Raw genomic sequence first — 23,525 nt, forward strand, 5'->3', positions numbered from 1 at the left:
CAAATAGGCCGGTACCAACCACATCCGTTGAAGTTTTTGAAGCTACGCTGGGAAATACGGTGGAACTGCTGGTCCGTGCCGGCAAGAAGGTCGTGGTGGTTGGGTCCGTGCCGGAAATGAAATTTGATGTGCCGGCGTGCGTGGCAAGAGCGAGAATGGCTTTGTCGGCGGCCATTGAGTGTGGGCTGGACCACCAAGCGGTAGGGCAACGCATATCGATGGTCAACGCCGCAATAGACAGGTCAGCCACCCGGGCTCAAGCGGTGACGGTCTATCCAGATCGAATTCTTTGCCAGCACGGGCATTGCGATGCAGAAGGCTCGGAAGGGCAGGTGCTCTACCATGACCACAACCACTTATCAACCGCCGGGGCACGGTACGTGTTTTCAAAACTCAGGCTGAAGGATTAAAACATGTGCGGCATCACGGGGGGATGGATCTTCGAAGAGAAACACAGCCTGGACGTTCGGATGAAAAGCGCGCTGTATGCGATGCGACTGCGCGGTCCGGATGATAGCGGCTATGAACGCCTGCCCGCCGGACGTGGCACGGTGGTTATGGGGCACACGCGGCTTTCAGTCATTGATCTATCTGCGGGTGGACATCAGCCCATGCATTCCAGCTGTGGGCGGTATGCCATGGTCTTTAACGGTGAGATCTATAACTACCTTGAGCTCAGGTCGGAACTACGGGGGCTTGGGGCGACTTTTAAGTCTGAGTCGGACAGTGAAGTACTGTTGGCCGCGTGGGCGCAATGGGGGAGCGCCTGCCTGAAGCGCTTAGTCGGCATGTTCGCGTTTGCCATTTTTGACCGCAATGAGAAGAGGTTGACCTGTGTACGAGATGGCTTCGGTATCAAACCGCTCTTGTTTGCATATGGTGATGACGGCTTTGTGTTCGGGTCAGAAATTGGCGCAATCAAAGCGTTGAGAGCACAGAAGATTGAGCTGGATTGGCAGCGAGCCTACGATTATCTGGTGCATGGAGACTACGACAACGGGCACCGAAGTTTTCTCTCGGGTGTTTCGCATGTGCTGCCGGGGCATTTGGTGTCCCTTGATACTGCTACAGGAGAACTGACTGAGCAGTTAAGGTGGTGGCAGCCTGAAATCGCGCAGCACGATATAGGCTATCGCGAGGCGACGGAGATCGTGCGTAAAAAGTTTCTGAACAGCGTTCGGGTTCATTTGCGCAGTGACGTAGCGATAGGCGCAGCCTTGTCTGGGGGCCTCGATTCGTCGGCAGTCGTTTGCGCCATGCGCCATCTGGAGCCTGACCTGACAATCAAGACTTTCAGCTTTATAGCGCGTGACAACCCTCTTTCAGAGGAAGTCTGGGTTGATCAGATCAACACCTTTATAGGTGCAGAGGCGCATAAAGTGTTGGTCCAACCTGAAGACCTTGCGCGCGATCTCGATGACATGATCAAGGCGCAGGGCGAACCCTTCGGAAGCACGAGTATCTACGCGCAATACCGCGTGTTCGAGGCTGCAAAGGCGCAGGGCGTTACTGTCACATTAGATGGGCAAGGGGCCGATGAGATGCTGGCGGGCTACAGTGGGTATCCGGGTCAACGACTGCACAGTTTGTTGGACAAAAAAGATTGGCGCGGCGCAATAAGCTTTATTGATAGCTGGGCGAAGTGGCCCGGAAGGAGCCGAATGGCTGCCTGCAAACGTCTGGCTGGGGAATTGACCAGCGGCAATTTATACAGGCAGTTGCGAAGATTGAATGGGAGTCAATTCAACCCGGCCTGGTTGAATGCAGGTCCGCTCCTGGACAATGGCATACAGATAGGATTTGATGCACAACAGCACGCCGATGAACAACCAGGTCGCAGGGTTGCGGCAGCATTGCGAAATGCGCTCACAGAAAAAGGGTTGCCATCCTTGCTACGGCACGCAGACAGAAATTCCATGCGGTTTTCCGTTGAAAGCAGGGTGCCATTTTTGACGCAAGATCTGGCTGAGTTCCTGCTCTCATTGCCCGAGGAGTACTTGATATCAGACGGTGGGGAAACCAAGCATATTTTTAGAGCTGCCATGCGGGGTATTGTTCCGGATGCGGTCCTGGACCGCAGAGACAAAATCGGGTTTGCAACTCCGGAGAAAGACTGGCTCTTACCCATTACGGAAACCATGCGTGGTTGGTTGAAGGAGGATATAGGACTACCGTTCCTCAATCGCCTAAAAATTCTCAGGGAGTTTGATGCCGTCATGGAGGGGCGAAGTCCTCTCACTTCACAAATATGGCGATGGGTCAATTTTTACCGTTGGCATTATCACGTCATCGCGAATTAATGAAAATACCGAATGCCTTAAATAGAGCAGCGATAGTCGCCTTGGGGGTAGGTTTAGGTCCCTTGGTGCAACTGCTAGCTATGCCTGTGTTATCCAGGATTTACATGCCAACGGAGTTTGGTCACCTTGCACTATTCCTCTCGGTGGTCAGCATAGTAGTAACTGTTTCGTGTTTGCGCTACGAAGGGGCAATCCAGGTCGTTAAAGATCCTGAGGTGGAAGCCATCGCCTGGACAGCACTATTAAGTGCCGGCCTCATATTTCTGATAACAGTTACCCTGCTGTTGACAGGGCTACCGCAACAGAGAATCGAGTCACTTTTGATTCTTGGTGGCGACGCAAAATGGGTGCCGGCGGTGGCGTTGTGCGGTGCCATGATCCTGATTGGTTCCAATATCACGATGCGCGAAGGACGGTATGTCAGAAATGCCGCTATCCGATCTTCACAGTCAATTATTTTTGTACTCTTTGCAATTGCTGCCAGCGAGCTGGGTCTTTTAGTTACAAACGTATTGGCATCACTTGTTGTGGGTCTGGGAGTATTTATATATTTAATTCGGGTGATAAGAAAAATTCCATTTTCCGACATAAGAAGAACTGCCGAAAAATATCTGGAATATCCTATGCTCGTGGCGCCCACATCGCTGTTGGATGCCGCCGCACTGACCTTGCCAGTGCTGTTTATCAGTGGGTCCTACGGGTTTGAGTCTACGGGGCACTACACACAGATTCAGCGACTGATTGGCGCACCGATATTGATGGCAGGGATTGTCGTAGGGCAGCTTTTCATGAAAAGATCAGGAGAACTGTTTAGAAGCGGACACTCTTCAAGAACGCTGATGTGGAAGTCGGTCGGAATTCTGTCTTTGGGAGCCATAGCACTGCTTATTGGCCTTGCCACTTTCGGAGAGGTGGTTTGCAGGGCAATCTTAGGCGATGCTTGGAGAGTTGATACAAAGTTTCTGTTGATTGTGATGACGCCACTCTTGTTTCGGGCCGTCGTCTCCCCGATTACGACTATTACGCTGACGCATGGAAGGATCAGGGTTGGCACTTTGTGGCAAGTTTACTACTTCGCATCAACATATCTAGGTTTGCTTTACGCAGCAAGAACCATGAATTTCGAAAAATTTCTGATTTTCTATGCCATTATAGAGATAGTGGCTTATTCGCTATACTTAATACTGGCGGATAAAGTGGCATCCAATTTTTCAGGCAAACATGTTAAATAGAATATTTGCTATCACACAGTTCAAAAACATATGGTTGGTCTTACCTTTGCTACTGGCCGTGTTGTATGTTCCTCAAGCTTTTTGGGGCCTGCATATTTTTGGGGACAAATCTGCGGTACAGCTTATCCTGATCATCGCGTTGGGCTTGGTGGTGTATCTCGGGACATATTTTATTCTGCGAAGAATTGACGCTGTCCCTTCCAGCATGCTGCGTGCAGATGACTCGCTGCAGTGGAGTGCCACTTATTTTGTTCCCGTTGTATCTGTAATTTATTTTGTACTAATTGGATATGTCCTCTTTACGGCGCAGAAGATTGCGTTGCTAGAGGCTTTCCGGGGTGCATCGCAAGACGATATCGCTTTCGCTAGAGAAGCGCTGTTCAAGACAAGAGAGGGGTGGGAAAAAATTCTGCCCTATTTGAATGCGATATTTTCTTCTGCGCTAATGCCATTCGCGTTGGTCCTTTCCTACGTAGATAGAAGACGATACCGTCATTATTTACTCTTCCTCTTTTGCTTGAGTTTGTTGCCAAGTCTGGAAAAGGCCCTGATTCTCAAGGCAATGGTCCCGCTAATAATGCTTGCGCTGAATGGCTATTTTCCGGTCAAGCGATTATTCCAGTTCATCGGCGTTTCAATTCTTGTAATCGCAGGAGCCTTTCTGCTCACTAAGTCAGGCGAAGGTAATAATCTTGACGAAAACGTTAAAGCGCTAAAGCTGCTCCAGAGTCAAAAATTGGCAGTCGACAAATTGAAACGCGATCGTCAAAACGTTATTAATGGCACGGGCGACGACGACATATCCAAAGCTCTCAAGCAGCTTTATGGCCAAAAGTCCAACTTGGAAAAATTAAAGAGTGCACGCGAAGACGCGATGAATGGTAGACGTGAGGACGATATTTCCAAGGCTCTCAAACAATTGAATGCACAAAAATCTAACCTGGAAAAGCTAAAGAATGTGCGACAGGCTGCCATGAATGGCAGGGGTGAAGACAGAATCTCCAAAGCTCTCAAACAGTTATATGCGCAAAAGTTTAAGCTGGAAAAGGTGAAGCAGCTGCGCCAGAATGTCATGGATGGGACCGGCGAAGACGAGATTTCAAAAACTCTCAAGCATTTACAAAGAAAGAGATCTGACCTGGAGAAGTTAAAACGTGAGCCCCAGACTGTGACGAAAGGCAAGGACGGTTCAAGGGTGAATTTACTGGAGCAAGAAAGAACCTTGGAGAAACAGCTAGCGTTTTACATTAAGGCTGACCGGGAGGCATGGGCCAATTTATTGGAGCAGGAACGGATTATCGAAAAGCAGCTTGAGTTTTACATTAAAGCTGATCGGGAGGCATGGCCCAATTTACTGGAGCAAGAGAAGATAATTGACAAGCAGTTGGATTACTACATTAAAGTAGATCGAGAGGCATGGCCAAGCTTATTGGAGCAAGAGAAGATAATTGACAAACAGTTGGAATACTACATTAAAGTAGACCGGGAATTATTGCCCAGCTTGCGCCAACAGGAAGAAAATATTGACTCCCAGATGAAGTATTATCAATGGGTGGATAGTCATCGCCATAAATATAATGCCCTAGGGTTCGGTCGCATGGCGTTTGTAGCTAATAGGATATTCTGGATACCCTATGTCACTGCCTATGACTGGTTGAGCTATTTTGAGCAGCGTTTGAAGGCGCAGTTCCTGCACGGGGCAACCAGCTCGTTGTTAGCAAAATTGTCCGGGAAACAGCCATTCCCTATGGAAAGAGAAGTCTTTAAATACCAATTCGGAGCGGGCGGGCCGCAAACTGCAGCAGCAAATGCTACTTTCCTGGTTGATGCATATGTTAACTTCGGCTGGTTTGGCGTGGCCTTTTATTCTTTTTTGCTTGCGATTGTCATTTATCTAATCGTTGCGGTTGGTAATCCCGCCATGCAGGCTTGCTCGTATTACTTTCTAATACAAATCTCCATGGGCGGCCTGCCTGGCGTATTCTTCAGCAACGGCATGTTGTTGCTTATATTACTTTCCTTCTTTATCAAGCCTAAGCGGGCAGTTGAAGTAACAGGGAAGACGAGTGCCATATAAGATATGAATATTGTTTTTATTGCACATTACTTTCCGCCGCTGAATTCCTCGGGTGCCAGACGTATCAATGCATTTGCCAAGTATCTCGCTGGGAACGGACACCATATAACTGTTGTCACCACTCGGAAAACCGGGCGAGATGGTTTGCTTACCGAGGGTGTTCCGCCCTATCTCTGCCTGTTGGAGCTAGGCCACTGGGGCAGACTATCCCCGACCAAGGTCGATGGGAATGCTTTGGCGTTGCGCTCTGGCCCGGTACAAAACCGGTCGCTCGCCGGTCGCATGCTCTTGAAAATCAAGCGCATGGTAATGAAAGTTGCGGGGCAACTGATTGATCATCGCTTGTTTTTTGCGATGCAGTTTGCGCTACCTTGGTTGGACCAGGAAGTGAAAAAGAGACTTGCAGACGCGGATGTGATTATGTCGTCATGTCCGCCATGGCCTGTACATTTGGCCGGGTGGATCATAAAAAGAAAATATCAAAAGCTCTGGGTGGCTGATTACCGTGATCAATTCAGTGGCAACCATATCCTGCGCGGCAGTGATTTGTCAAATACTCTTGAAGTGGGCTTGGAGCGTTGGTTACTTCGCTCGGCAGACTGCGTGATCGCCATCTCCGACCCAATGAAGGAGTACTACGAACAGTTTCATCCGAATGTTGTCTGCATAGAAAATGGTTATGACGAGGGGATGTTCGAGAAGGCGCGAGTGGGGATCAAGGTGGGGAACGCGAAATCCACCAACGACGATTTTGTCATACGGTATATGGGGTCAATTACTTCAGACCGGATTCCTGAAGCATTTTTCCAGGCGCTAGCCGACCTTAATCGCAATTCCCTGCGTCCTATGGTCGTCGAGTTTTATGGCGAATCCGGATTGCTGCAAAAGGCGCTTTCCGGATTGGTTCCGGAGGCGGTGCCATTTGTTCGATTCTGCCCTCAGCTACCCTACATGGATGCTATCCACAGCATATTGACTGCTGATGCACTGTTCTTTATTGAAACCTCAGATTTCTCGTCGCACAGTGCGCGCGGAGTATTGACCACGAAGCTTTTTGAATATTTGGCTGCGCGCAAGCCCATCGTGGCCGAAATCACTCCCAAGGCGCTTGCGGCCCGTTACATAGCAAGGTCGGGTCTCGGTGTGGTGGTGTCTGAAGACGTGAGCGAAATGCGCGAAGGACTGGCGGCTTTGCGCGCCGGGGCGTTTCATGCAAAGGTCAATGACGAATTCATTGATTCTTTGTCGCGTAGGGTGAAGGCGAACGAGTTGGAGCATCTGCTTGCCAGACTTGGTGCAAAAAGTACTCGGGTACAGGTATGAGGGTCCTCGTCGTCAGCCAGTACTTTTGGCCCGAAGGGTTTCGTATCAATGACGTAGTGCTTACCTTGGTGGAAAAGGGTGTGGAAGTTGATGTCCTGACCGGCAAGCCAAATTACCCGGAGGGCGCATTTTTCAAGGGCTACCGCGGATGGGGCAGCCAGGTGGAAGCCTGGGGCGGTGCAACGGTTTTTCGCGTGCCACTGTTTCCGCGTGGTTCACGCAGTGCTTGGCGGCTCGCCGTGAACTACCTGTCGTTTGTGGTGACAGGCATGATCTATGGGCCTTGGCTACTGCGAAAGCGGCAGTACGACGTGATTTTCGTCTACGGATTGTCGCCCATCCTGCTTGCCATTCCTGCCGTTGTCCTGTCATGGATAAAGCGGCGCAGGCTCATTGTCTGGGTGCAAGACCTTTGGCCTGACAGTCTGGCGGCAACGGGCTACGTCCGCAGCCCTCGCGTGTTGCACGCTGTGAAATGGGTTGTGCGCTGGATCTATAGGCATACAGACTTGTTCCTCGTGCAGTCCCGCGCCTTTCATGCACCCGTGGCCGAGCTCGCACCTGGAAAGCCCGTCATGTATTTTCCCAATTCGGTAGACGTCGCGTTTTGTGAGCCCCCTGCGGCCGGGATTGATCTACCAATGGTTCCTGCGATGAATGAAGGTTTTCCGGTGGTGTTTGCCGGCAACGTAGGGGCTGGACAGGCGGTAGAGGTATTGGTAAATGCCGCCGAATTGCTCAAATCTTATCCAGACATACAGGTGGTTGTTTTTGGGCAAGGCAGCCGCTGGGACTGGATGCGCGAACAGGTTCAAGTCAGGGGGCTCACCAATTTGCACATGCCAGGGCGCTTTCCTGTCAGCACCATGCCGGCCCTGATGCAAAAGGCGTCTGCTTTGCTGGTAACGCTGGCGGACGAGCCCATTTTCGCTGCCACAGTCCCGAGCAAGGTGCAAGCGTACATGGCGGCTGGTCGCCCCATACTGGCCTGCCTCAATGGGGAGGGCGCGCGGCTTGTCGAAGAGGCGGGAGCGGGGCTCACCGTGCCCGCAGAAGACGCCAGGGGTTTAGCAGATGCCGTGTTGCAGCTATACCGGATGCGACCCGAAGAACGCGCCGAGATGGGTGCAAACGGGCGGCGATATTTCAAAGAGCATTTTGATCATGAAAAATTGGTCGAGCAACTGATCGTTCACTTCTCCACCCAATCCGCAGAAAGTGGGAATCCTGTATGAAGGTATTGATCCTTGGTGCATCGGGCATGCTTGGAAACGCCATGTTGCGTCTGTTTGCGCAAAGTGAAGGGTATGAGGTTGTGGGGTCGGTGCGGTCAGAGCGTGCGTTGGGCCTTTTGCCCGAGGCATTGCATGGCAGGGTGATCTCGGGTGTGGATGTGGAGAACATCGACAGCCTGACCCGCCTGTTTGCAAGGGTGCGCCCCGATGTAGTTGTCAACTGCGTTGGACTCATCAAGCAGTTGGCCGGGGTCGACGATCCTCTAGTGGCAATTCCCATCAACGCTATCTTGCCCCATAAAATTGCGAATCTCTGCGATGTCGCTGGAGCGCGCTTCGTGCATATAAGCACGGACTGCGTTTTTTCGGGCGACCGAGGAATGTATACCGAAGGTGATATCTGTGATGCCACAGATCTTTATGGTCGAAGTAAATATCTGGGCGAGGTGGATTACCCGAACGCCATTACCTTGCGGACCTCAATCATTGGCCATGAGTTGGCCGGCACGCAAAGCCTCGTGGGCTGGTTCCTGTCCCAGACGGTGAAGGTAATGGGTTTCCGGCGCGCAATATTTTCCGGCCTGCCTACCGTTGAATTGGCACGAGTCATTCGGGACCATGTAATTCCTCGTCCCGAGTTGCACGGCCTGTATCATGTTTCGGCAAGCCCCATTAACAAGTTCGATCTGCTTTCGCTTGTAGCCCAGACCTACGAAAAGAATATAGAAATCGTGTCCGATGATCATTTGATGATTGATCGGTCATTGGATTCCACGCGTTTTCGCGGGATCACGGGCTACAAGCCGCCGGATTGGCCGGAACTGGTGCGCCGGATGCGCGAATTTTCGTAGTCGTAACTTACAGAATCAGCAAAGAAAATGTTCGATAACAAAGTATTAATGATCACCGGGGGGACCGGCTCTTTTGGTCATACCGTCCTCAAACGCTTTCTTTCCACCGGTGTGCGTGAGATCCGTATCTTTAGCCGCGACGAGAAAAAGCAGGAGGAAATGCGCATTGCGCTCAATGACAGCAAGTTGAAGTTCTATATCGGCGATGTGCGTGACCACGACAGTGTCAGTCAGGCGATGAAAGGCGTGGACTACGTATTCCATGCCGCAGCCCTGAAGCAGGTGCCCTCATGCGAGTTCTACCCGATGGAGGCGGTGCGCACCAACGTCCTCGGAACCGAAAACGTGATGAATGCGGCCACGAGCAGCGGGGTAAAGCGAGTTGTCGTTTTGAGCACGGACAAAGCGGTCTATCCGATCAACGCAATGGGGATATCCAAGGCCCTGGCCGAGAAGTTGATGGTCGCGAAGGCCCGCACCCAGCGCGACAACGAAACGGTGCTTTGCGCCACCCGTTATGGCAACGTGATGGCCTCGCGAGGATCTGTGATTCCGCTGTTTGTGTCACAACTCAAGGATGGCAAGGCCTTGACCTTAACCGATCCGAACATGACACGTTTCCTGATGTCGCTGGAAGACTCAGTCGATCTGGTTCTGTATGCGTTCGAGCACGGAAAGCAGGGCGACCTTTTCGTTCAGAAGGCACCCGCCTGCACCGTGGGCGATCTCGCCAAGGCACTGAAAAAAATTTTTAACAAGGACAATCCGATCCGTGTCATCGGGACCCGACACGGGGAAAAGCTCTATGAGTCTCTGATCTCGCGCGAAGAGATGGCCAAAGCCACAGATATGGGTGGGTATTACCGCATTCCTGCGGATAACCGCGATTTGAACTACGCGCAATACTTCAGCGAAGGAGAGGAGCGAGTATCCCAGCTAGACGACTACACCTCGCACAACACAGCGCGCCTGGATGTCGAACAAATCACGCAGTTGTTATTGAAGCTGGACTACATCAAAGAAGAACTGAATGCTTAAAGTCATGACGATAGTGGGTACACGGCCCGAACTGATCAAGATGAGCCGTGTGATAGCCGAGTTTGACCTGCACACCAAGCACGTCCTGGTTCATACGGGACAGAACTACGACTATGAGTTGAACCAGGTATTTTTTGAGGATCTCGGCATCCGCAAACCCGACTATTTTCTGGAGGCGGTGGGCGATAACGCGGCGCAGACCATTGCGCAGGTCATTATGAAGGCAGACGAAGTTATGGCCCGTGAGGAGCCTGACGCTGTGCTGCTCTATGGTGATACGAACTCATGCCTGGCTGTGATTTCGGCCAAGCGCAGAAAGATCCCCGTGTTCCACATGGAAGCGGGTAACCGCTGCTTCGATCAGCGCGTGCCGGAGGAGCTCAATCGAAAGGTGCTGGATCATCTGAGCGACATCAACATGGTGCTGACGGAGCATGCGCGCAGGTACCTGATTGCCGAGGGCATCCGGCCCGAAACCATTATCAAGACGGGTTCGCACATGGACGAGGTGCTTCAGCATTACATGCCCGGCATCAAAAAATCTGATGTGGTGCAGCGTCTGGGCTTCAAGCGCGGCGAGTTTTTCGTGGTCAGTGCGCATCGTGAGGAAAACGTGGACACCCCGGAGAACCTGCGCGATCTTGTGACTACCCTGAATGCGCTGGCTGAGGCCTATGGTTACCCGATCATTGTGTCCACCCACCCGCGTACCCGGAAACGACTCGATGCGCTGGACGTGGCCGAAATCAACCCTCTGGTCGACTTTGCCAAACCCATGGGCTTCTTTGATTTTGTGAAACTGCAGATGGAGGCGAGATGTGTGATTTCCGACAGCGGTACCATCACCGAGGAATCCGCCTTGCTGAATATCCCCGCCATTACCATTCGCTACGCGCACGAACGACCGGAGGGGATGGACGAAGGTACGCTGATCATGTGTGGTCTCAAGACAGAAGAAGTGCTGGATGCCATCAAGGTTGTTTGCCGGCAATTTTCCGAGCACGGCCCCATGCGGCAGGTGGCGGATTACCTTGCACCGACAGTGTCACGCAAAGTCGTACGCGTGGTCATGAGCTATACAGGTTATGTCAACCGCACCGTCTGGCGAACGTAAGTCAGGGTGGATAGATGAAACGCTTTGCTGACTTGTTGTTGGCCCTGGTGGCCCTGCTTCTGCTTTGTTTACCGCTTTTAGGCATCGGACTATTGGTCAGGCTGACATCCCGCGGGCCGGCGCTTTACTGGTCGGATCGCGTCGGCAGGAACAATGTCATTTACCGCATGCCCAAGTTTCGCAGCATGCTGCTGAACACGCCTGCGGTTGCAACGCATTTGCTGGATAATCCGCAGAAATTTCTGACACCAATAGGTGGTTTCTTGCGAAAAAGCAGCCTTGACGAATTGCCCCAACTGTGGAGTATTGTCAAAGGTGACATGAGTTTTGTCGGGCCAAGGCCGGCTTTATTCAATCAGGAGGACCTTATTGAATTGCGCACGCGGAACGGGGTTGATACCCTCCTGCCCGGCCTGACTGGGTGGGCACAAGTCAATGGACGCGATGAATTGCCCATTCCACAAAAAGTCGCATTAGATATTTATTACATGCACAATCAATCGTTTTGTATGGATGTCAAAATAATATTTATGACAGTTTTTAAAGTAATAAAAAGAGATAATGTGACACATTGAGTGTGGCCGGAAAAATCAGAATGCTGTATATCCATGAAAGGTACTCAGATGAGTAATTTGGTTGAAATTCAAAGTCAAATTGAAAAATTGCAGAAGCAGGCCAGTGAGATCAAGTCCAGACAGTTTGATAAAACTGTTCAGGAAATACTTGCTTTGATGCAGGCTTTTGGCATTACCGTGAAAGATTTGAAACCCAGGAGCGGACGCGGCACAAAAACTGGAACCCGTAAAAGAACGCTCATCCGTGCCAGCGGCGCGGCAAAAAAGAAGAGTACCGGGCCGGTGGCTGTCAAATACCGGGGTCCGACAGGTGAAACCTGGAGTGGACGTGGTTTGACCCCTAAATGGCTGTCCGCTTTGGTGGCACAGGGAAAAACCAAAGAGGAGTTCTTCGTTAAAAACTAGGAGTCGGACTTGGGGCGTCGAAAGCGAAAATCGGCCTCGGTCAGAACAGTTTTTGCCAAATTTGCAGGACCATAGCCCAGCTACGGGGCAAAAGACGGTGGAAAATGGACCCCTGCGGCGATCTGCAGACGCCGATTCCGGACTCCGGCGGTCTCCTGGAGTGCCGGTCCCGCAACAAGGCGATACATCGCGCCGGCTATTGTCAGGCAAGGGGCTTAACCGTGGGTAGGGCAAGGACGTGTAACGCACCATGGCGACTGGCGGGGCAGTTTCCCATGGCCTTTGCTTCCGGGCAGGACGCTAGGCTGGATCAGGGGTAAGGGGATACATGCAAAGCAGGATTTTGGGTTGGCCACGCGCTGTCAAGCTGGTGGTTGTTGTCGCTGTTGACGTGGCTTTGGCATTACTCGCCACCTGGATTGCCTTCACACTCCGGCTGGATGAATTTCATTGGCCTGGGGGCGCGCAGTGGCGGGTCTATGCGCTTGCACCGATGTTGGCCATACCTGTGTTTATCAAGTTCGGCTTGTACCGGGCTATTTTCAGATACGCGGGTCAGGCTGCATTGAAGGCAACGGCGCAAGCCGTGATGATCTACTGCATAGCTCTGTTGGGCGTGTTGGTGTGGGTCCAGTGGCCTGACGTACCCCGTAGCCTGGGCGTATTGCAGCCATTGATCTTTTTATTTTTGGTGGGATTTAGCCGGGCACTCGCACGCTTTTGGCTGGCAAATCTGGGTCACGGCCACCGGCGGGGACGAAGCGAGGGTCGGCTGTTGATTTACGGGGCCGGCACTGCGGGGGTGCAGACAGCGTCAGCGATAGGAGTTTCACGACAATTTTTGTTGATGGGGTTTATCGATGACGACGCGGCAAAGATAGGTCGCAGTATCAATGGAGTCCCTGTATTTGCGCCCTCGACAGTGCCCGATGTAGTGGAACGGTTGGGCGTAACAGATATTCTTCTGGCCTTGCCCAGCTCGTCGCGGGAACGGCGCAATAAAATTATCGCCAGCTTGCGATCTGTACCCATACACATTCGAACATTGCCCGGGCTGGCCGATTTGGCCACGGGTCGCGTGACGGTCCAGGATTTCAAGGAACTCGACATTGAAGATTTGCTCGGGCGAGACCCGGTTCCGCCGAACAAGGACCTGTTGGCACGCAATTTGACCGGCAAGGTGGTGCTTGTGACGGGGGCGGGTGGCAGTATTGGCAGCGAGCTGTGCCGCCAGATCCTGGCGGAACGTCCGCGCCAACTGCTGCTGCTGGATCACAACGAGTTTGGCCTTTACTTCATTCACCAGGAGTTGCATGGTCTCTGTGTTGCCGGCGGCCATGGCGCAGAGTTGATTCCCCTGCTCGGCAGTGTGTCCAATCCGAAGCGCCTGAAGGAAATCTGCGAGACCTACCGGCCCGCAACGGTGTATCACGCAGCGGCCTACAAACATGTGCCGCTGGTGGAGTCCAATCCGGCAGAGGGCATTGTCAACAATGTGTTTGGCACGCTGAATATCGCGCGGGCCGCCATGGCCAGCGGCGTTGGCCAGTTCATTCTGGTGTCGACTGACAAGGCTGTTCGCCCCACCAATGTCATGGGTGCAAGCAAACGCATGGCCGAACTGGTCCTGCAGGCCCTGGCTGGACTGGCTGGACCGGTTGGGAGCAACCAGCTCTGTTTTGGGATGGTCCGCTTTGGCAATGTGCTGGGCTCCAGCGGCAGTGTGGTGCCGCTGTTTCGGAGCCAACTCGCCAGCGGCGGCCCGCTCACGGTCACGCACCCGGATGTCACGCGTTATTTCATGACCATTCCTGAGGCGGCGCAACTCGTCTTGCAGGCCGGGGCCATGGCGACCGGAGGGGATGTGTTTGTACTTGACATGGGGGAGCCCGTCAGGATCATGGATCTAGCCTACCGCATGGTTGAGTTGTCTGGCCTGACGGTCCGGAACGAGGCGAATCCGGGCGGCGATGTTGAAATCGCGATCACCGGCCTGCGACCGGGTGAAAAACTGTACGAAGAACTGCTGATTGGCGACAACCCCTCACCCACCGCCCATCCGCGCATCATGAAGGCGCATGAAGACTACCTGAGTTGGGCGGAGCTGGAGGTGCACCTGGACACACTGCGCCGCGCGTCTGAAAGCGGTGATGTGGACGCCATCAAGGCGGTGCTGCGGGCCTGCGTTCATGGCTATTTGCCGCAAGCTCCGAGTCCGGCCTGAGAAGCCGGCTGCCGGATGCGACACAATTCAAGGATTGCCCTGATTTAATACGCCCAATGACCAACATCCTTTCCCCCACCGACCCCGACCTCTCCCACGTCGGCCCTCGCGACAAGGCCGAAATCCTGGCGCAGGCGCTGCCCTACATCCGCAAGTTCCATGGCAAGACCCTGGTCATCAAGTACGGCGGTAACGCCATGACCGACCCGGCGCTGCAGGCAGACTTTGCCGAGGACGTTGTGCTGCTCAAGCTGGTTGGCATGAACCCGGTGGTGGTGCATGGCGGTGGACCGCAGATTGAAGCGGCGTTGAATCGGCTCGGCAAAAAAGGGCACTTCATCCAGGGAATGCGTGTCACTGACGAGGAAACCATGGAGGTCGTCGAGTGGGTGCTGGCTGGCCAGGTGCAGCAGGACATCGTGGGACTGATCAACCAGGCCGGCGGCAAGGCCGTGGGCCTGACCGGCCGCGACGGCGGCCTGATCCGCGCGCAAAAGCTCAAGATGCTGGACAAGGACGACGTCTCTAAAGAGCACGACATTGGCTACGTCGGCGACATCGTCGGCATCGACCCGAGCGTGGTCAAGGCGTTGCAGGACGATGCCTTCATCCCGGTCATCAGCCCGATCGGGTTTGGCGAGCACAACGAGAGCTACAACATCAATGCCGACGTGGTCGCTGGCAAACTCGCCATCGTGCTCAAGGCCGAGAAGCTGGTGTTGCTGACCAACACGCCCGGTGTGCTCAACAAGGCCGGTGAGTTGCTGACCGACCTGAGCGCGCGCGAGATCGACGACCTGTTTGCCGACGGCACGATCTCCGGCGGCATGTTGCCCAAGATCGAAGGCGCGCTGGACGCGGCCAAAAGCGGCGTGAATTCGGTGCACATCATCGACGGCCGCGTGCCGCACGCCATGCTGCTGGAAATCCTGACGGATCAGGCGTACGGCACGATGATTAGATCCCACTAGGCGCTGTGATGGCGCGCTTGCTCCCAGTTCAAGCGGCCGCCGTGGAACCGGCTTTGCCGGCCCACAGGCGGCGCCCCCTGGAGGGGGAGGCGCCGGAGGCGTTTCGGGGGGGAGCCAAGTAAATGAGATTGCTCCTCGTTGAAGACGACGTCATGCTGGCCAGCGGCATCAAGCTGGGGCTCAGCGACGCCGGGTATGCCGTGGACTGGGTCGGCAGTGCCGAGCGTGCCGAGGAAGTGCTGCTGGCCGAGAGTTTTGATGCCGCCATCATCGATATCGGCCTGCCGCGCACCGACGGCCTGGAGCTCACGCGGCGCCTGCGCAGCCGCAGTCTGGCGATGCCGGTGCTGATTCTGACCGCGCGCGATGCGCTGGAGGACCGGGTGCAGGGGCTGGACCTCGGTGCCGACGACTACATGGTCAAACCCTTCGAGCTGCCCGAACTGCTCGCCCGCCTGCGTGCGCTGTTGCGCCGCTCCCAGGCGGCGACCAGCGCCATCCTCAGTTTCGGCAGCCTGGAGCTCGATTCCGCAAACCGCCAGGCGCGCGCCAACGGCCAACTGATAGAACTCGGCCCGCGCGAATGGACGGTGATGGAATACCTGCTGATCCACGCGCCCAAACCCGCCAGCAAGGAAAAACTGCTGGCCGCGCTTACCGGCTGGGACAAGGAAATCACGCCCAACGCCATCGAGGTGTATATCTCGCGGCTTCGCGGCAAGCTCGAACCGCATGGCGTGGCCCTGCGCTCTATCCGCGGTTTCGGCTACCGGCTGGAACTGGTGGATGCAGCGCCCGCCGGCGGCTGAGCTGCGGCAGGTCTCGTCCAGCGCCGCCATGAGCCCGCCCCCCGGCGCATCCGCAGACCCCCCGGCTACTGCCGCCGCGCGCCTGCCGGCAGCCATGAAATCCGGCCTGCAGCGCCGGCTGCTGCTGCTGCTGCTGCTGCCGCTGAGCCTGTTTGCGCTGGTCAGCATTTACTTCGATTACCAGACCGCTGGCAATGCCGCCCTGCAGCAGGACCAGCAACTCACGCGGCTGATTCCGCTGCTGGCTGATTCGGTGCTGGCCCCCGGCGTCCCGGGCGGCGCGCCGGTGATGCTGCTGGCGCCGCCGCTGGAAGAATTTTTCAAGGCGCAAAGCGGTTTTGCGGGGTTCCGCATTTCAGACACCGAGGGCAATTTCCTGGCCGGCGAGAGCTGGATCAGCGTGTTGGTGCCAGCCACTCGCGAGCCCGAACTGCACAGCATGGAGCAAGACGGCGTGACTTACCGCATCGCGGCGCAGCGCGCCCGGACCCCCGCCGGCGAGCTGATCCTGCAGCTGGCCGACGGCTCCGACGCGCGCCAGCAGTGGGTGCGTTCGGTGATGCTCAAGGTTCTGCTGCCCAACCTGGTGCTGCTGCTGGTCGCGGGGTTTGCGGTCAACTGGGCCGTCACCCGCGCGCTGCGGCCGCTGCTGGACCTGAAGGATGCGGTCGAACGGCGCTCGCCACGTGACCTCAGCGCCATCGATCCGCGCAGCACGCCGGCCGAGGTGCAGCCGCTGGTGGCGTCGCTGAACCGCCTGTTTGCGCTGGTCAACGACCAGGCCGAAGGCCAGCGCCGCTTTGTGGCAGATGCCGCGCACCAGCTGCGCACCCCGCTGGCCGGGCTGCAGGCCCAGGTCGAGGCCTGGGCCCAGGCGGCGGGCGCGCCGGCCGCGCGCGGGCAGCTGACGCTGTCGGCAGAAAAAATCACGGCCCTGCGCAGCGCCACCCGGCGTACCTCGCAGCTGGCCAATCAGTTGCTGGCCCTGTCGCGCGCCGATGCGTCCAGCATGGGGGGCCAGCCTCGGCAGCGGGTGGACCTGAAGGATTTGTGCGAAGCGGTGCTGGCCCTGCACCTGGACGCCGCCCATGCCAAAAACATCGACCTCGGGCTGGATGCCGGCTTTGCCCAGGTGGCCGGCCACGAATGGATGCTGCGCGAACTGGTGAGCAATCTGGTGGACAACGCTGTGAAATACACGCCGACCGGCGGCACGGTGACCCTGCGTTGCCGGCAGGAGGACAAGCCGGCTTCCAGGCAGGCGCAGGTGGTGCTGGAGGTTGAAGACGACGGGCCCGGCATCCCCTCGGCCGAATACACGCGTGCGCTGGAACGCTTTTACCGCGTGCCCGGGACGGCCGGCGAGGGCAACGGCCTGGGGCTGGCGATTGCCGACGAGATCGCGCGCCTGCATGGCGCGCAACTCTCGCTGGCGCCAGCCGGGGCGCAGGGCGGCTTGCGGGTGCAACTGGTGATGCCGCTGGCGGCCTGAAACTCCACCGGCAACCGGCTTGTTGGGTCCAGCGGACCGCTCTGGCGAGCCCGCGGATGCTCCTATAAGCTGTGAGAGAATCCAGTCAGTCTTTAGCTTTTGAAACATCTCTTACAACGCCACCTATGTCCGAGTTCGAGTCTGAAGTGAGCCCTTCGCTTCCCGCAGCAGCCGCGCCGCGCAAGCGGCCCAAGCCGGGCGAGCGTCGTGTGCAGATCCTGCAGGCGCTGGCAACCATGCTGGAGCAACCGGGTGCGGAGCGCATCACCACCTCGGCACTCGCTTCGCGGCTGGAAGTCAGCGAAGCGGCGCTGTACCGCCACTTCGCCAGCAAGGCGCAGATGTTCGAGGGGCTGATCGAGTTCATCGAGCAGACCGTCTTCACCCTGGTCAACCAGATCACTGAACGTGAAACCGACCCCGGCGTGCGCACTCGCAAGCTGGTCATGATGCTGCTGCAGTTCGGCGAGAAAAACCCCGGCATGACCCGCGTCATGGCCGGCGACGCGCTGGTGTTTGAAAACGACCGCCTGCAGGAGCGCATGAACCAGTTCTTCGACAAGCTCGAAGCCAGCCTCAAGCAAAGCCTGCGCGAGGGCGCAGCCTCGGACGGTGCGGCCATGCCGACGGTGCAGGCCCAGGTTCAGGCCTCGGTCCTCGTGGCTTTCATGATGGGCCGGCTGCAGCGTTACTCACGCTCCGGTTTCAAGCGCCTGCCGTCCGAACACCTGGACGCCAGCCTGGGCATGTTGCTGGGTTAGTCCTCCGTGGCGCCGAGGTGCTATCAAATCAGTAGCTACTCAGGTCCACCCGACGTGGGCTAGAGGTTGATTTGATTCATAAGTCTGGCAAAAAGCTTTATTTGCCGTCCAGCCCGGCCTGAAACTGCTCCAGCGCGCCCAGTACCCCCAGACGCTGGATGTCGTCCAAGCTGCGGGTGGCGAGTGCCAACCAACGTTCATCTTTCGGCAAGATCTCACCCCAGATCGCGGTCAGCCTGCCCAGCGCCTGCACACTGGCTGCGGCATCTCCGGCATGCGCGAGCGCCAGGGCCTGCAGTTCGCCCGCCATCGGGTCGTTCATGGCGTAGGCCTGGCCACGCTCGTCGCTGCCCCGCACATAACGCATCCAGGCGGCAGCGGCAAAGGCCAGCCGGTCCACCGGCAGACCGGCGCGTAGCGCGCCCAGCACCGAGGGGGGCCAGCGCTGCGGAATCTTTTGCGAGGAGTCGGTGGCAATCTGATGCACGCTATGCTGCAGCGCCGGGTTGGCAAACCGCGCCAGCAGTGCGTCGCGATAAGCCGGCCAGTCCGGGCGGTCGAGTTGCGGGCCGACTTCCTGCGTCATCAGGCCGTGGATGAAGCTGCGCACCGCTGGCTGCGTGATGCAGTCGCCAATCACCGGCCAGCCGGCCACTGCGCCCATACAAGCCATGGCGGTGTGACTGCCGTTGAGCAGGCGCAGCTTGGCGTCCTCGAACGGGGCCACGTCGTCCACCACGGTCACCCCGGTGCTGGCCAGTACCGCTGCGTCAGAGGCGTCGGCAAAACGCCGCTCGATCACCCATTCCCAAAAGGCCTCAGTGCCCAGCGCGGCGTCGTCGGCCACGCCCAGGGCCTCGCGCGCTGCGGCCAGCCGTTGCGGCGTGGCGGCCGGCACGATGCGGTCCACCATGCTGTTGGGAAAGGCGCAATGGCCGGCCACCCAGTGCGCAAGTGCCGGGCTCAGCTGCCGCGCGGCCGCCACACACAGTGACTGCAACTGGCGCCCGTTGCCCACCAGGTTGTCGCAGGAGGCGATGGTCAGCCCCGGCAGGCCGGCCGCGTGGCGGGCTGCCAGGCCTTGGGCGATCAAGTGGCCCAGTTCCAGGCCATAGCCTTTTTCAGTCACCGTCAGCGTGAGCCAACGGGTGGAAGGTGCGGCGATGGCTTGCGTCACGCGCGCCGGCTCGCGCGCGGCCACGGCGGTCTGCCAGAGCGCGCCGCTGACCTGCCACTGGCTGCCGTCGCTGCTGGCCACCTGCACCGCATAGAGGCCGTCCTGCGCCTGCAAGCTGTCAGCCAGTGTGGTGCTGCGCATGGCCACGCCGAATACGCCCCAGCGTCCATCACCGCGCTGTAGCAGGGTATCGAAGACCAGCGCCTGATGGGCCCGGTGGAAAGCGCCCAGGCCCAGGTGCACCACCCCGGGCGCTCCGGTGCGGGCATAGCTCGGGACGCCGACGATGCGGGCCGCGAGCGTGGGCAGGATGGCCTGCTTTAGCCGGGCCCCTGTCTCGGGTAAATTAATGGTCATTTTGGCTTCCAGCCCCCGTCCAGCAAAGTCGGGCAGCTATCAATTTAGTAGTAGGCGGCGCATGACGGAATCAGTCCGGCAGCGACACCCCGACCTTGCGGCCAGCCGCCACGATTTCCCGCCAGGTCTCTTTGTCGACCTCTATGCCGCTGTCTTGGCGCTGGATGCGCTTGGCGCGTTCCGGGTCGCCGGCGATCAGCACCGCGTCGGTGCCGGGCGCCGCCGGCGCGGCCTTCAGCCAATCGGCGAAGGCCAGCGCCTCCTGCTCAAAACTGGCCTGGGTGCCGAGTTTGGCCGGATCGATCAGGATGGTCAGCATGCCGTTGATCACCGCGCGGATGGACGGGTCGGCCGGTTTGTGCGCGGTGCCGCTGCCCGTCAGCGCGCCGCCCAGAAGCTCGCAGGCCACCGCCATGCCGTAACCCTTGTGTTCACCAAAGGCCATCAGCGCGCCGAACAGGCCGTTGCTCTGCGGCACCACCACCACGCCGGGGTTGGTGGTGGCGCGGCCGAACTCGTCGATCAGCATGCCGGCTTCGACCTGCTTGCCCTCGTTGTGGGCGACGCGCATCTTGCCCTGCGCGACGCGGCTGGTGGCGAAGTCCAATATGAAAGGTGCGCGTCCTGCCAGCGGAATGCCGATGCAGCAGGGGTTGGTGCCGTAACGCCCATCGGCGCCGCCGAAGGGCGCCACCACCGGACGCGACAGCACGTTGACGAAGTGCATGGAGACCAGGCCCTGCGCGACCGCCATCTCGGCAAAGTGGCCGATGCGGCCCAGATGGTGCGAATTGGCCAGTGTCATGATGCAGCTGCCGTGGGTTTTGGCGCGTTCCATGCCCATCGCCATGGCCTGCTGGCCGATCACCTGGCCGTAACCACGCTGGCCGTCCAGCGTGAGCAGCGAACCGGTGTCCAGCAGCACACGCAGGCTGTTGTTGGGAATCAGGCCGCGCTCGAGCACCGCGTCTACATAACGCGGCAACATGCCGACACCGTGTGAGTCATGGCCGCTCAAATTGGCAAAGACCAGGTTGGCGGCGACGGTGGCGGCTTCTTCGGCAGAGCTGCCGGCTGCTATCAAAACAGTAGCTACCTGCGCTTGCAGGGCGGGGACTGGAATGGTTTTTTGCATAGAAGAATTGGCTGTCACATCACTGCGCCGACCTGCCAGGGCACAAACTCGTTTTGCCCGTAGCCATGCGCTTCGCTTTTGCTTTTTTCGCCGGAGGCCGTGGCCAGCACCAGCTCAAAGATGCGCTGGCCCATCTCGGCCACCGTGCTGGCCCCGTCGATGATCTCGCCGCAGTTGATGTCCATGTCTTCTTCCTGCTTGCGCCACAACGCAGAGTTGGTCGCCAGCTTCAGCGATGGCGAGGGCGCGCAGCCGTAGGCCGAACCGCGCCCAGTGGTAAAGCAGATCAGGTTGGCGCCGCCGGCGACCTGGCCGGTGGCACTGACCGGGTCGTAACCCGGCGTGTCCATGTAGACAAAACCGTGCGCGCCGACCGGCTCGGCGTATTCGTAGACGGCTTCCAGGTTGCTGGTGCCGCCCTTGGCCACTGCACCCAGCGACTTTTCCAGAATCGTCGTCAGGCCGCCTGCCTTGTTGCCGGGCGAGGGGTTGTTGTTCATTTCACCGCCGTTGATCTCGGTGTAGTGTTCCCACCACTTGATGCGTTCGACCAGTTTTTCGCCCACCTCCCGCCGCACCGCGCGGCGTGTCAGCAGATGTTCGGCGCCATAGACCTCGGGCGTTTCCGACAGGATGGCGGTGCCGCCGTGCGCGACAAGCAGGTCCACCGCCGCGCCCAGCGCCGGGTTGGCACTGATGCCAGAGTAGCCGTCCGAGCCGCCGCACTGCAGGCCGATGGTGATGTGGGCCGCGCTGCAGGGCTCGCGCTTCACGGCATTGGCGCGTGGCAGCATCTCATTGATCAGGGCTATGCCCTTGTCCACCGTTTTGCGGGTGCCACCGGTGTCCTGGATGTTGAAGACGCGGAAGTTGTCGCCTTCACGCAGCGCGCTGTGCGCCAGCCAGGCATTGATCTGGTTCGCCTCGCAACCGAGGCCGACCACCAGCACCGCAGCAAAGTTGGCGTGGGTGGCGTAGCCGGCAAGCGTGCGCTCCAGAATCTGCATGCCCATGCCCTTGTCGTCCATGCCGCAGCCGGTGCCGTGCGTGAGAGCGACCACGCCGTCGACATTCGGAAAGGCCGCCAGCGCCGACGGATTGGTCTGCCGCGAGAAATTGTCGGCAATCGCGCGCGCTGCCGTGGCCGAGCAGTTCACGCTGGTCAGCACGCCGATGTAGTTGCGCGTGGCCACGCGGCCGTCGGCGCGTTTGATGCCCATGAAGGTCGCCTCGCGCTTGGCAGGTGCCGGCTTGACGTCTGCGCCATAGGCGTAGTCGCGCGCGAAGTCGCCCTTGTCGGGCCCCATGTTGAGGTTGTGCGTGTGCACATGTTCGCCCGCCGCAATCGGCTGGCTGGCGAAACCGATGATCTGGTTGTAGCGCCGGACGGCATCGCCTGTGTTCAAAGCGCGTGCCGCCACTTTATGTCCGGGCGGAATCAGGCCTTTGGTGGTGATGTTTTCAATCAACGCACCGCCTATGAGTTGAGTTCGTGCGATGACAACGTCGTCGTCTTTGTGGAGTCTGATGAAGGGAGTCATGCTTGTTGTCGGTTGTGGTTTTTGAGTTCGGACGGCGGTTCAGTGCAGTGCTGGCTCAGGATGCTGGGACGGATAGCTCCGCGAATGTCCCCCGCGTGGCCTATGGCCACTGCTCCTCCTTGATTTCGCTGCGCTACCCGCTCCAGCCTCCCACGCAGGCCATGGCGTTGGTTTGCGTGGCTCGAAAACATGTGGAGCCGCAAGATCATGTCGGCGTGGTGCTCGGCGCAGCGGCATCAAGGAGGAGGCCGCAGGCCGGAGGACAGCCGCGTAGCCGATAGCCGCGTCAGCTTGATCTTCGGTCTTGTCTGACATGGCCATCCAGCTTTTCAGTAAAACATTTTCGGCAGCCAAAGCACCAGTTTTGGAAAGTAGGTGATCAGAGCCAGCGAGCCCAGCAGCGGTACCAGCCAGGGCAGGATGGCGACGGTGGTTCGCTCTACCGACAGTTTGGCCACCCGCGCAAGGACAAACAGCACCATGCCCATGGGCGGATGCAGCAGCCCGATCATCAGATTCAGCACCATCACCAGGCCGAAGTGAACCAGGTCTATGCCCAGTTGCTGGCAGATCGGCACCAGGATGGGCACGAGAATGGTGATGGCCGCCGTGGGTTCCAGGAAGCAGCCGACAAACAGCATCAAGAGGTTGGCCAGCAGCAAGAACACCCAGGGTTCCTTGGTAAAGCCCAGCACCCACTCCGAGATCGCCGCCGTCACACCGGTCGCAGTCAGCATCCAGCCGAAGATGCTGGCGGCCGCGACGATGAACAGCACCGTGGCGGTGGTCTCCACCGTGTCCAGCGAGACCTTGATGAACATCTTCCAGTTCAGCGTGCGGTACCAGGCAAAACCCAGCACCATGGCCCACAGGCAGGCAGCGATGGCGCCTTCGGTGGGTGTGAAGAT

The 23,525-nt window shown here is 57.6% G+C and carries 20 protein-coding genes; 16 read left to right on the forward strand and 4 right to left on the reverse strand.

What is annotated here, in order from left to right; genetic code table 11:
* The 16 genes from H0W47_RS13615 to slmA form a co-directional block, all read left to right on the forward strand.
* Positions 1-410 (forward strand): SGNH hydrolase domain-containing protein (locus tag H0W47_RS13615; RefSeq protein ID WP_296925301.1); only part of this gene is annotated, 410 nt, incomplete at its 5' end.
* A 3-nt stretch (positions 411-413) separates the two neighbouring features.
* Positions 414-2,300 carry an asparagine synthase (glutamine-hydrolyzing) gene (asnB, locus tag H0W47_RS13620; protein WP_296925303.1) on the forward strand — a complete coding sequence of 629 codons (1,887 nt, stop codon included), beginning with the start codon at positions 414-416 and terminating at the stop codon, positions 2,298-2,300.
* Entirely contained in the window at positions 2,255-3,532 is a 1,278-nt protein-coding gene (locus H0W47_RS13625; protein WP_296925305.1) for a lipopolysaccharide biosynthesis protein, read from the forward strand. The genes asnB and H0W47_RS13625 overlap by 46 nt, the downstream gene beginning before the upstream one ends.
* Positions 3,522-5,609 (forward strand): hypothetical protein, encoded by a 2,088-nt coding sequence (locus H0W47_RS13630; RefSeq protein ID WP_296925307.1) that lies wholly within the window; start codon positions 3,522-3,524, stop codon positions 5,607-5,609. The genes H0W47_RS13625 and H0W47_RS13630 overlap by 11 nt, the downstream gene beginning before the upstream one ends.
* Before the next feature lie 3 nt (positions 5,610-5,612).
* A complete protein-coding gene (locus H0W47_RS13635) occupies positions 5,613-6,932 on the forward strand; it encodes a glycosyltransferase (RefSeq protein WP_296925309.1) in 1,320 nt (439 codons plus the stop codon).
* The gene (locus H0W47_RS13640) at positions 6,929-8,167 is read left to right on the forward strand and encodes a glycosyltransferase family 4 protein (RefSeq protein ID WP_296925311.1); all 1,239 of its coding nucleotides are present in this window, start codon (positions 6,929-6,931) and stop codon (positions 8,165-8,167) included. The genes H0W47_RS13635 and H0W47_RS13640 overlap by 4 nt, the downstream gene beginning before the upstream one ends.
* A complete protein-coding gene (locus H0W47_RS13645) occupies positions 8,164-9,018 on the forward strand; it encodes an SDR family oxidoreductase (protein ID WP_296925312.1) in 855 nt (284 codons plus the stop codon). The genes H0W47_RS13640 and H0W47_RS13645 overlap by 4 nt, the downstream gene beginning before the upstream one ends.
* A gap of 27 nt (positions 9,019-9,045) precedes the next feature.
* Positions 9,046-10,056: a nucleoside-diphosphate sugar epimerase/dehydratase gene (locus H0W47_RS13650; protein WP_296925314.1), complete on the forward strand. Its 1,011-nt coding sequence runs from the start codon at positions 9,046-9,048 to the stop codon at positions 10,054-10,056.
* The gene (wecB, locus tag H0W47_RS13655; RefSeq protein WP_296925316.1) at positions 10,049-11,170 is read left to right on the forward strand and encodes a non-hydrolyzing UDP-N-acetylglucosamine 2-epimerase; all 1,122 of its coding nucleotides are present in this window, start codon (positions 10,049-10,051) and stop codon (positions 11,168-11,170) included. The genes H0W47_RS13650 and wecB overlap by 8 nt, the downstream gene beginning before the upstream one ends.
* Before the next feature lie 14 nt (positions 11,171-11,184).
* Entirely contained in the window at positions 11,185-11,745 is a 561-nt protein-coding gene (locus H0W47_RS13660; RefSeq protein WP_296925318.1) for a sugar transferase, read from the forward strand.
* A gap of 48 nt (positions 11,746-11,793) precedes the next feature.
* On the forward strand, positions 11,794-12,150 hold the full coding sequence (locus H0W47_RS13665; RefSeq protein WP_296925320.1) for an H-NS histone family protein: 357 nt from the start codon (positions 11,794-11,796) through the stop codon (positions 12,148-12,150).
* Between the two features lie 328 nt (positions 12,151-12,478).
* Positions 12,479-14,374, forward strand: a complete 1,896-nt coding sequence (locus H0W47_RS13670; protein WP_296925323.1) for a nucleoside-diphosphate sugar epimerase/dehydratase — start codon at positions 12,479-12,481, stop codon at positions 14,372-14,374.
* A gap of 56 nt (positions 14,375-14,430) precedes the next feature.
* The gene (gene argB / locus H0W47_RS13675; protein WP_296925325.1) at positions 14,431-15,345 is read left to right on the forward strand and encodes an acetylglutamate kinase; all 915 of its coding nucleotides are present in this window, start codon (positions 14,431-14,433) and stop codon (positions 15,343-15,345) included.
* A gap of 122 nt (positions 15,346-15,467) precedes the next feature.
* A complete protein-coding gene (locus H0W47_RS13680) occupies positions 15,468-16,154 on the forward strand; it encodes a response regulator transcription factor (RefSeq protein ID WP_296925327.1) in 687 nt (228 codons plus the stop codon).
* A gap of 94 nt (positions 16,155-16,248) precedes the next feature.
* Positions 16,249-17,646 carry a sensor histidine kinase gene (locus H0W47_RS13685; protein WP_296925338.1) on the forward strand — a complete coding sequence of 466 codons (1,398 nt, stop codon included), beginning with the start codon at positions 16,249-16,251 and terminating at the stop codon, positions 17,644-17,646.
* Positions 17,647-17,771: 125 nt separating this feature from the next.
* Positions 17,772-18,407 carry a nucleoid occlusion factor SlmA gene (slmA, locus tag H0W47_RS13690; protein ID WP_296925329.1) on the forward strand — a complete coding sequence of 212 codons (636 nt, stop codon included), beginning with the start codon at positions 17,772-17,774 and terminating at the stop codon, positions 18,405-18,407.
* A 97-nt stretch (positions 18,408-18,504) separates the two neighbouring features.
* Here the strand turns inward: slmA and H0W47_RS13695 are convergent, their stop codons facing one another.
* From H0W47_RS13695 to H0W47_RS13710, 4 genes are all read right to left on the reverse strand, one after another.
* The gene (locus H0W47_RS13695; protein WP_296925331.1) at positions 18,505-19,941 is read right to left on the reverse strand and encodes a mannitol dehydrogenase family protein; all 1,437 of its coding nucleotides are present in this window, start codon (positions 19,939-19,941) and stop codon (positions 18,505-18,507) included.
* Positions 19,942-20,011: 70 nt separating this feature from the next.
* The gene (locus tag H0W47_RS13700) at positions 20,012-21,076 is read right to left on the reverse strand and encodes a malate/lactate/ureidoglycolate dehydrogenase (protein ID WP_296925332.1); all 1,065 of its coding nucleotides are present in this window, start codon (positions 21,074-21,076) and stop codon (positions 20,012-20,014) included.
* 14 nt (positions 21,077-21,090) lie between these two features.
* On the reverse strand, positions 21,091-22,617 hold the full coding sequence (locus tag H0W47_RS13705; protein WP_296925334.1) for a UxaA family hydrolase: 1,527 nt from the start codon (positions 22,615-22,617) through the stop codon (positions 21,091-21,093).
* 329 nt (positions 22,618-22,946) lie between these two features.
* On the reverse strand, positions 22,947-23,525 hold a 579-nt coding region (locus H0W47_RS13710; RefSeq protein ID WP_296925336.1), incomplete at its 5' end, for a TRAP transporter large permease.

The sequence above is a fragment of the Polaromonas sp. genome (genome assembly GCF_013817205.1).
Lineage (GTDB): Bacteria > Pseudomonadota > Gammaproteobacteria > Burkholderiales > Burkholderiaceae_C > Polaromonas.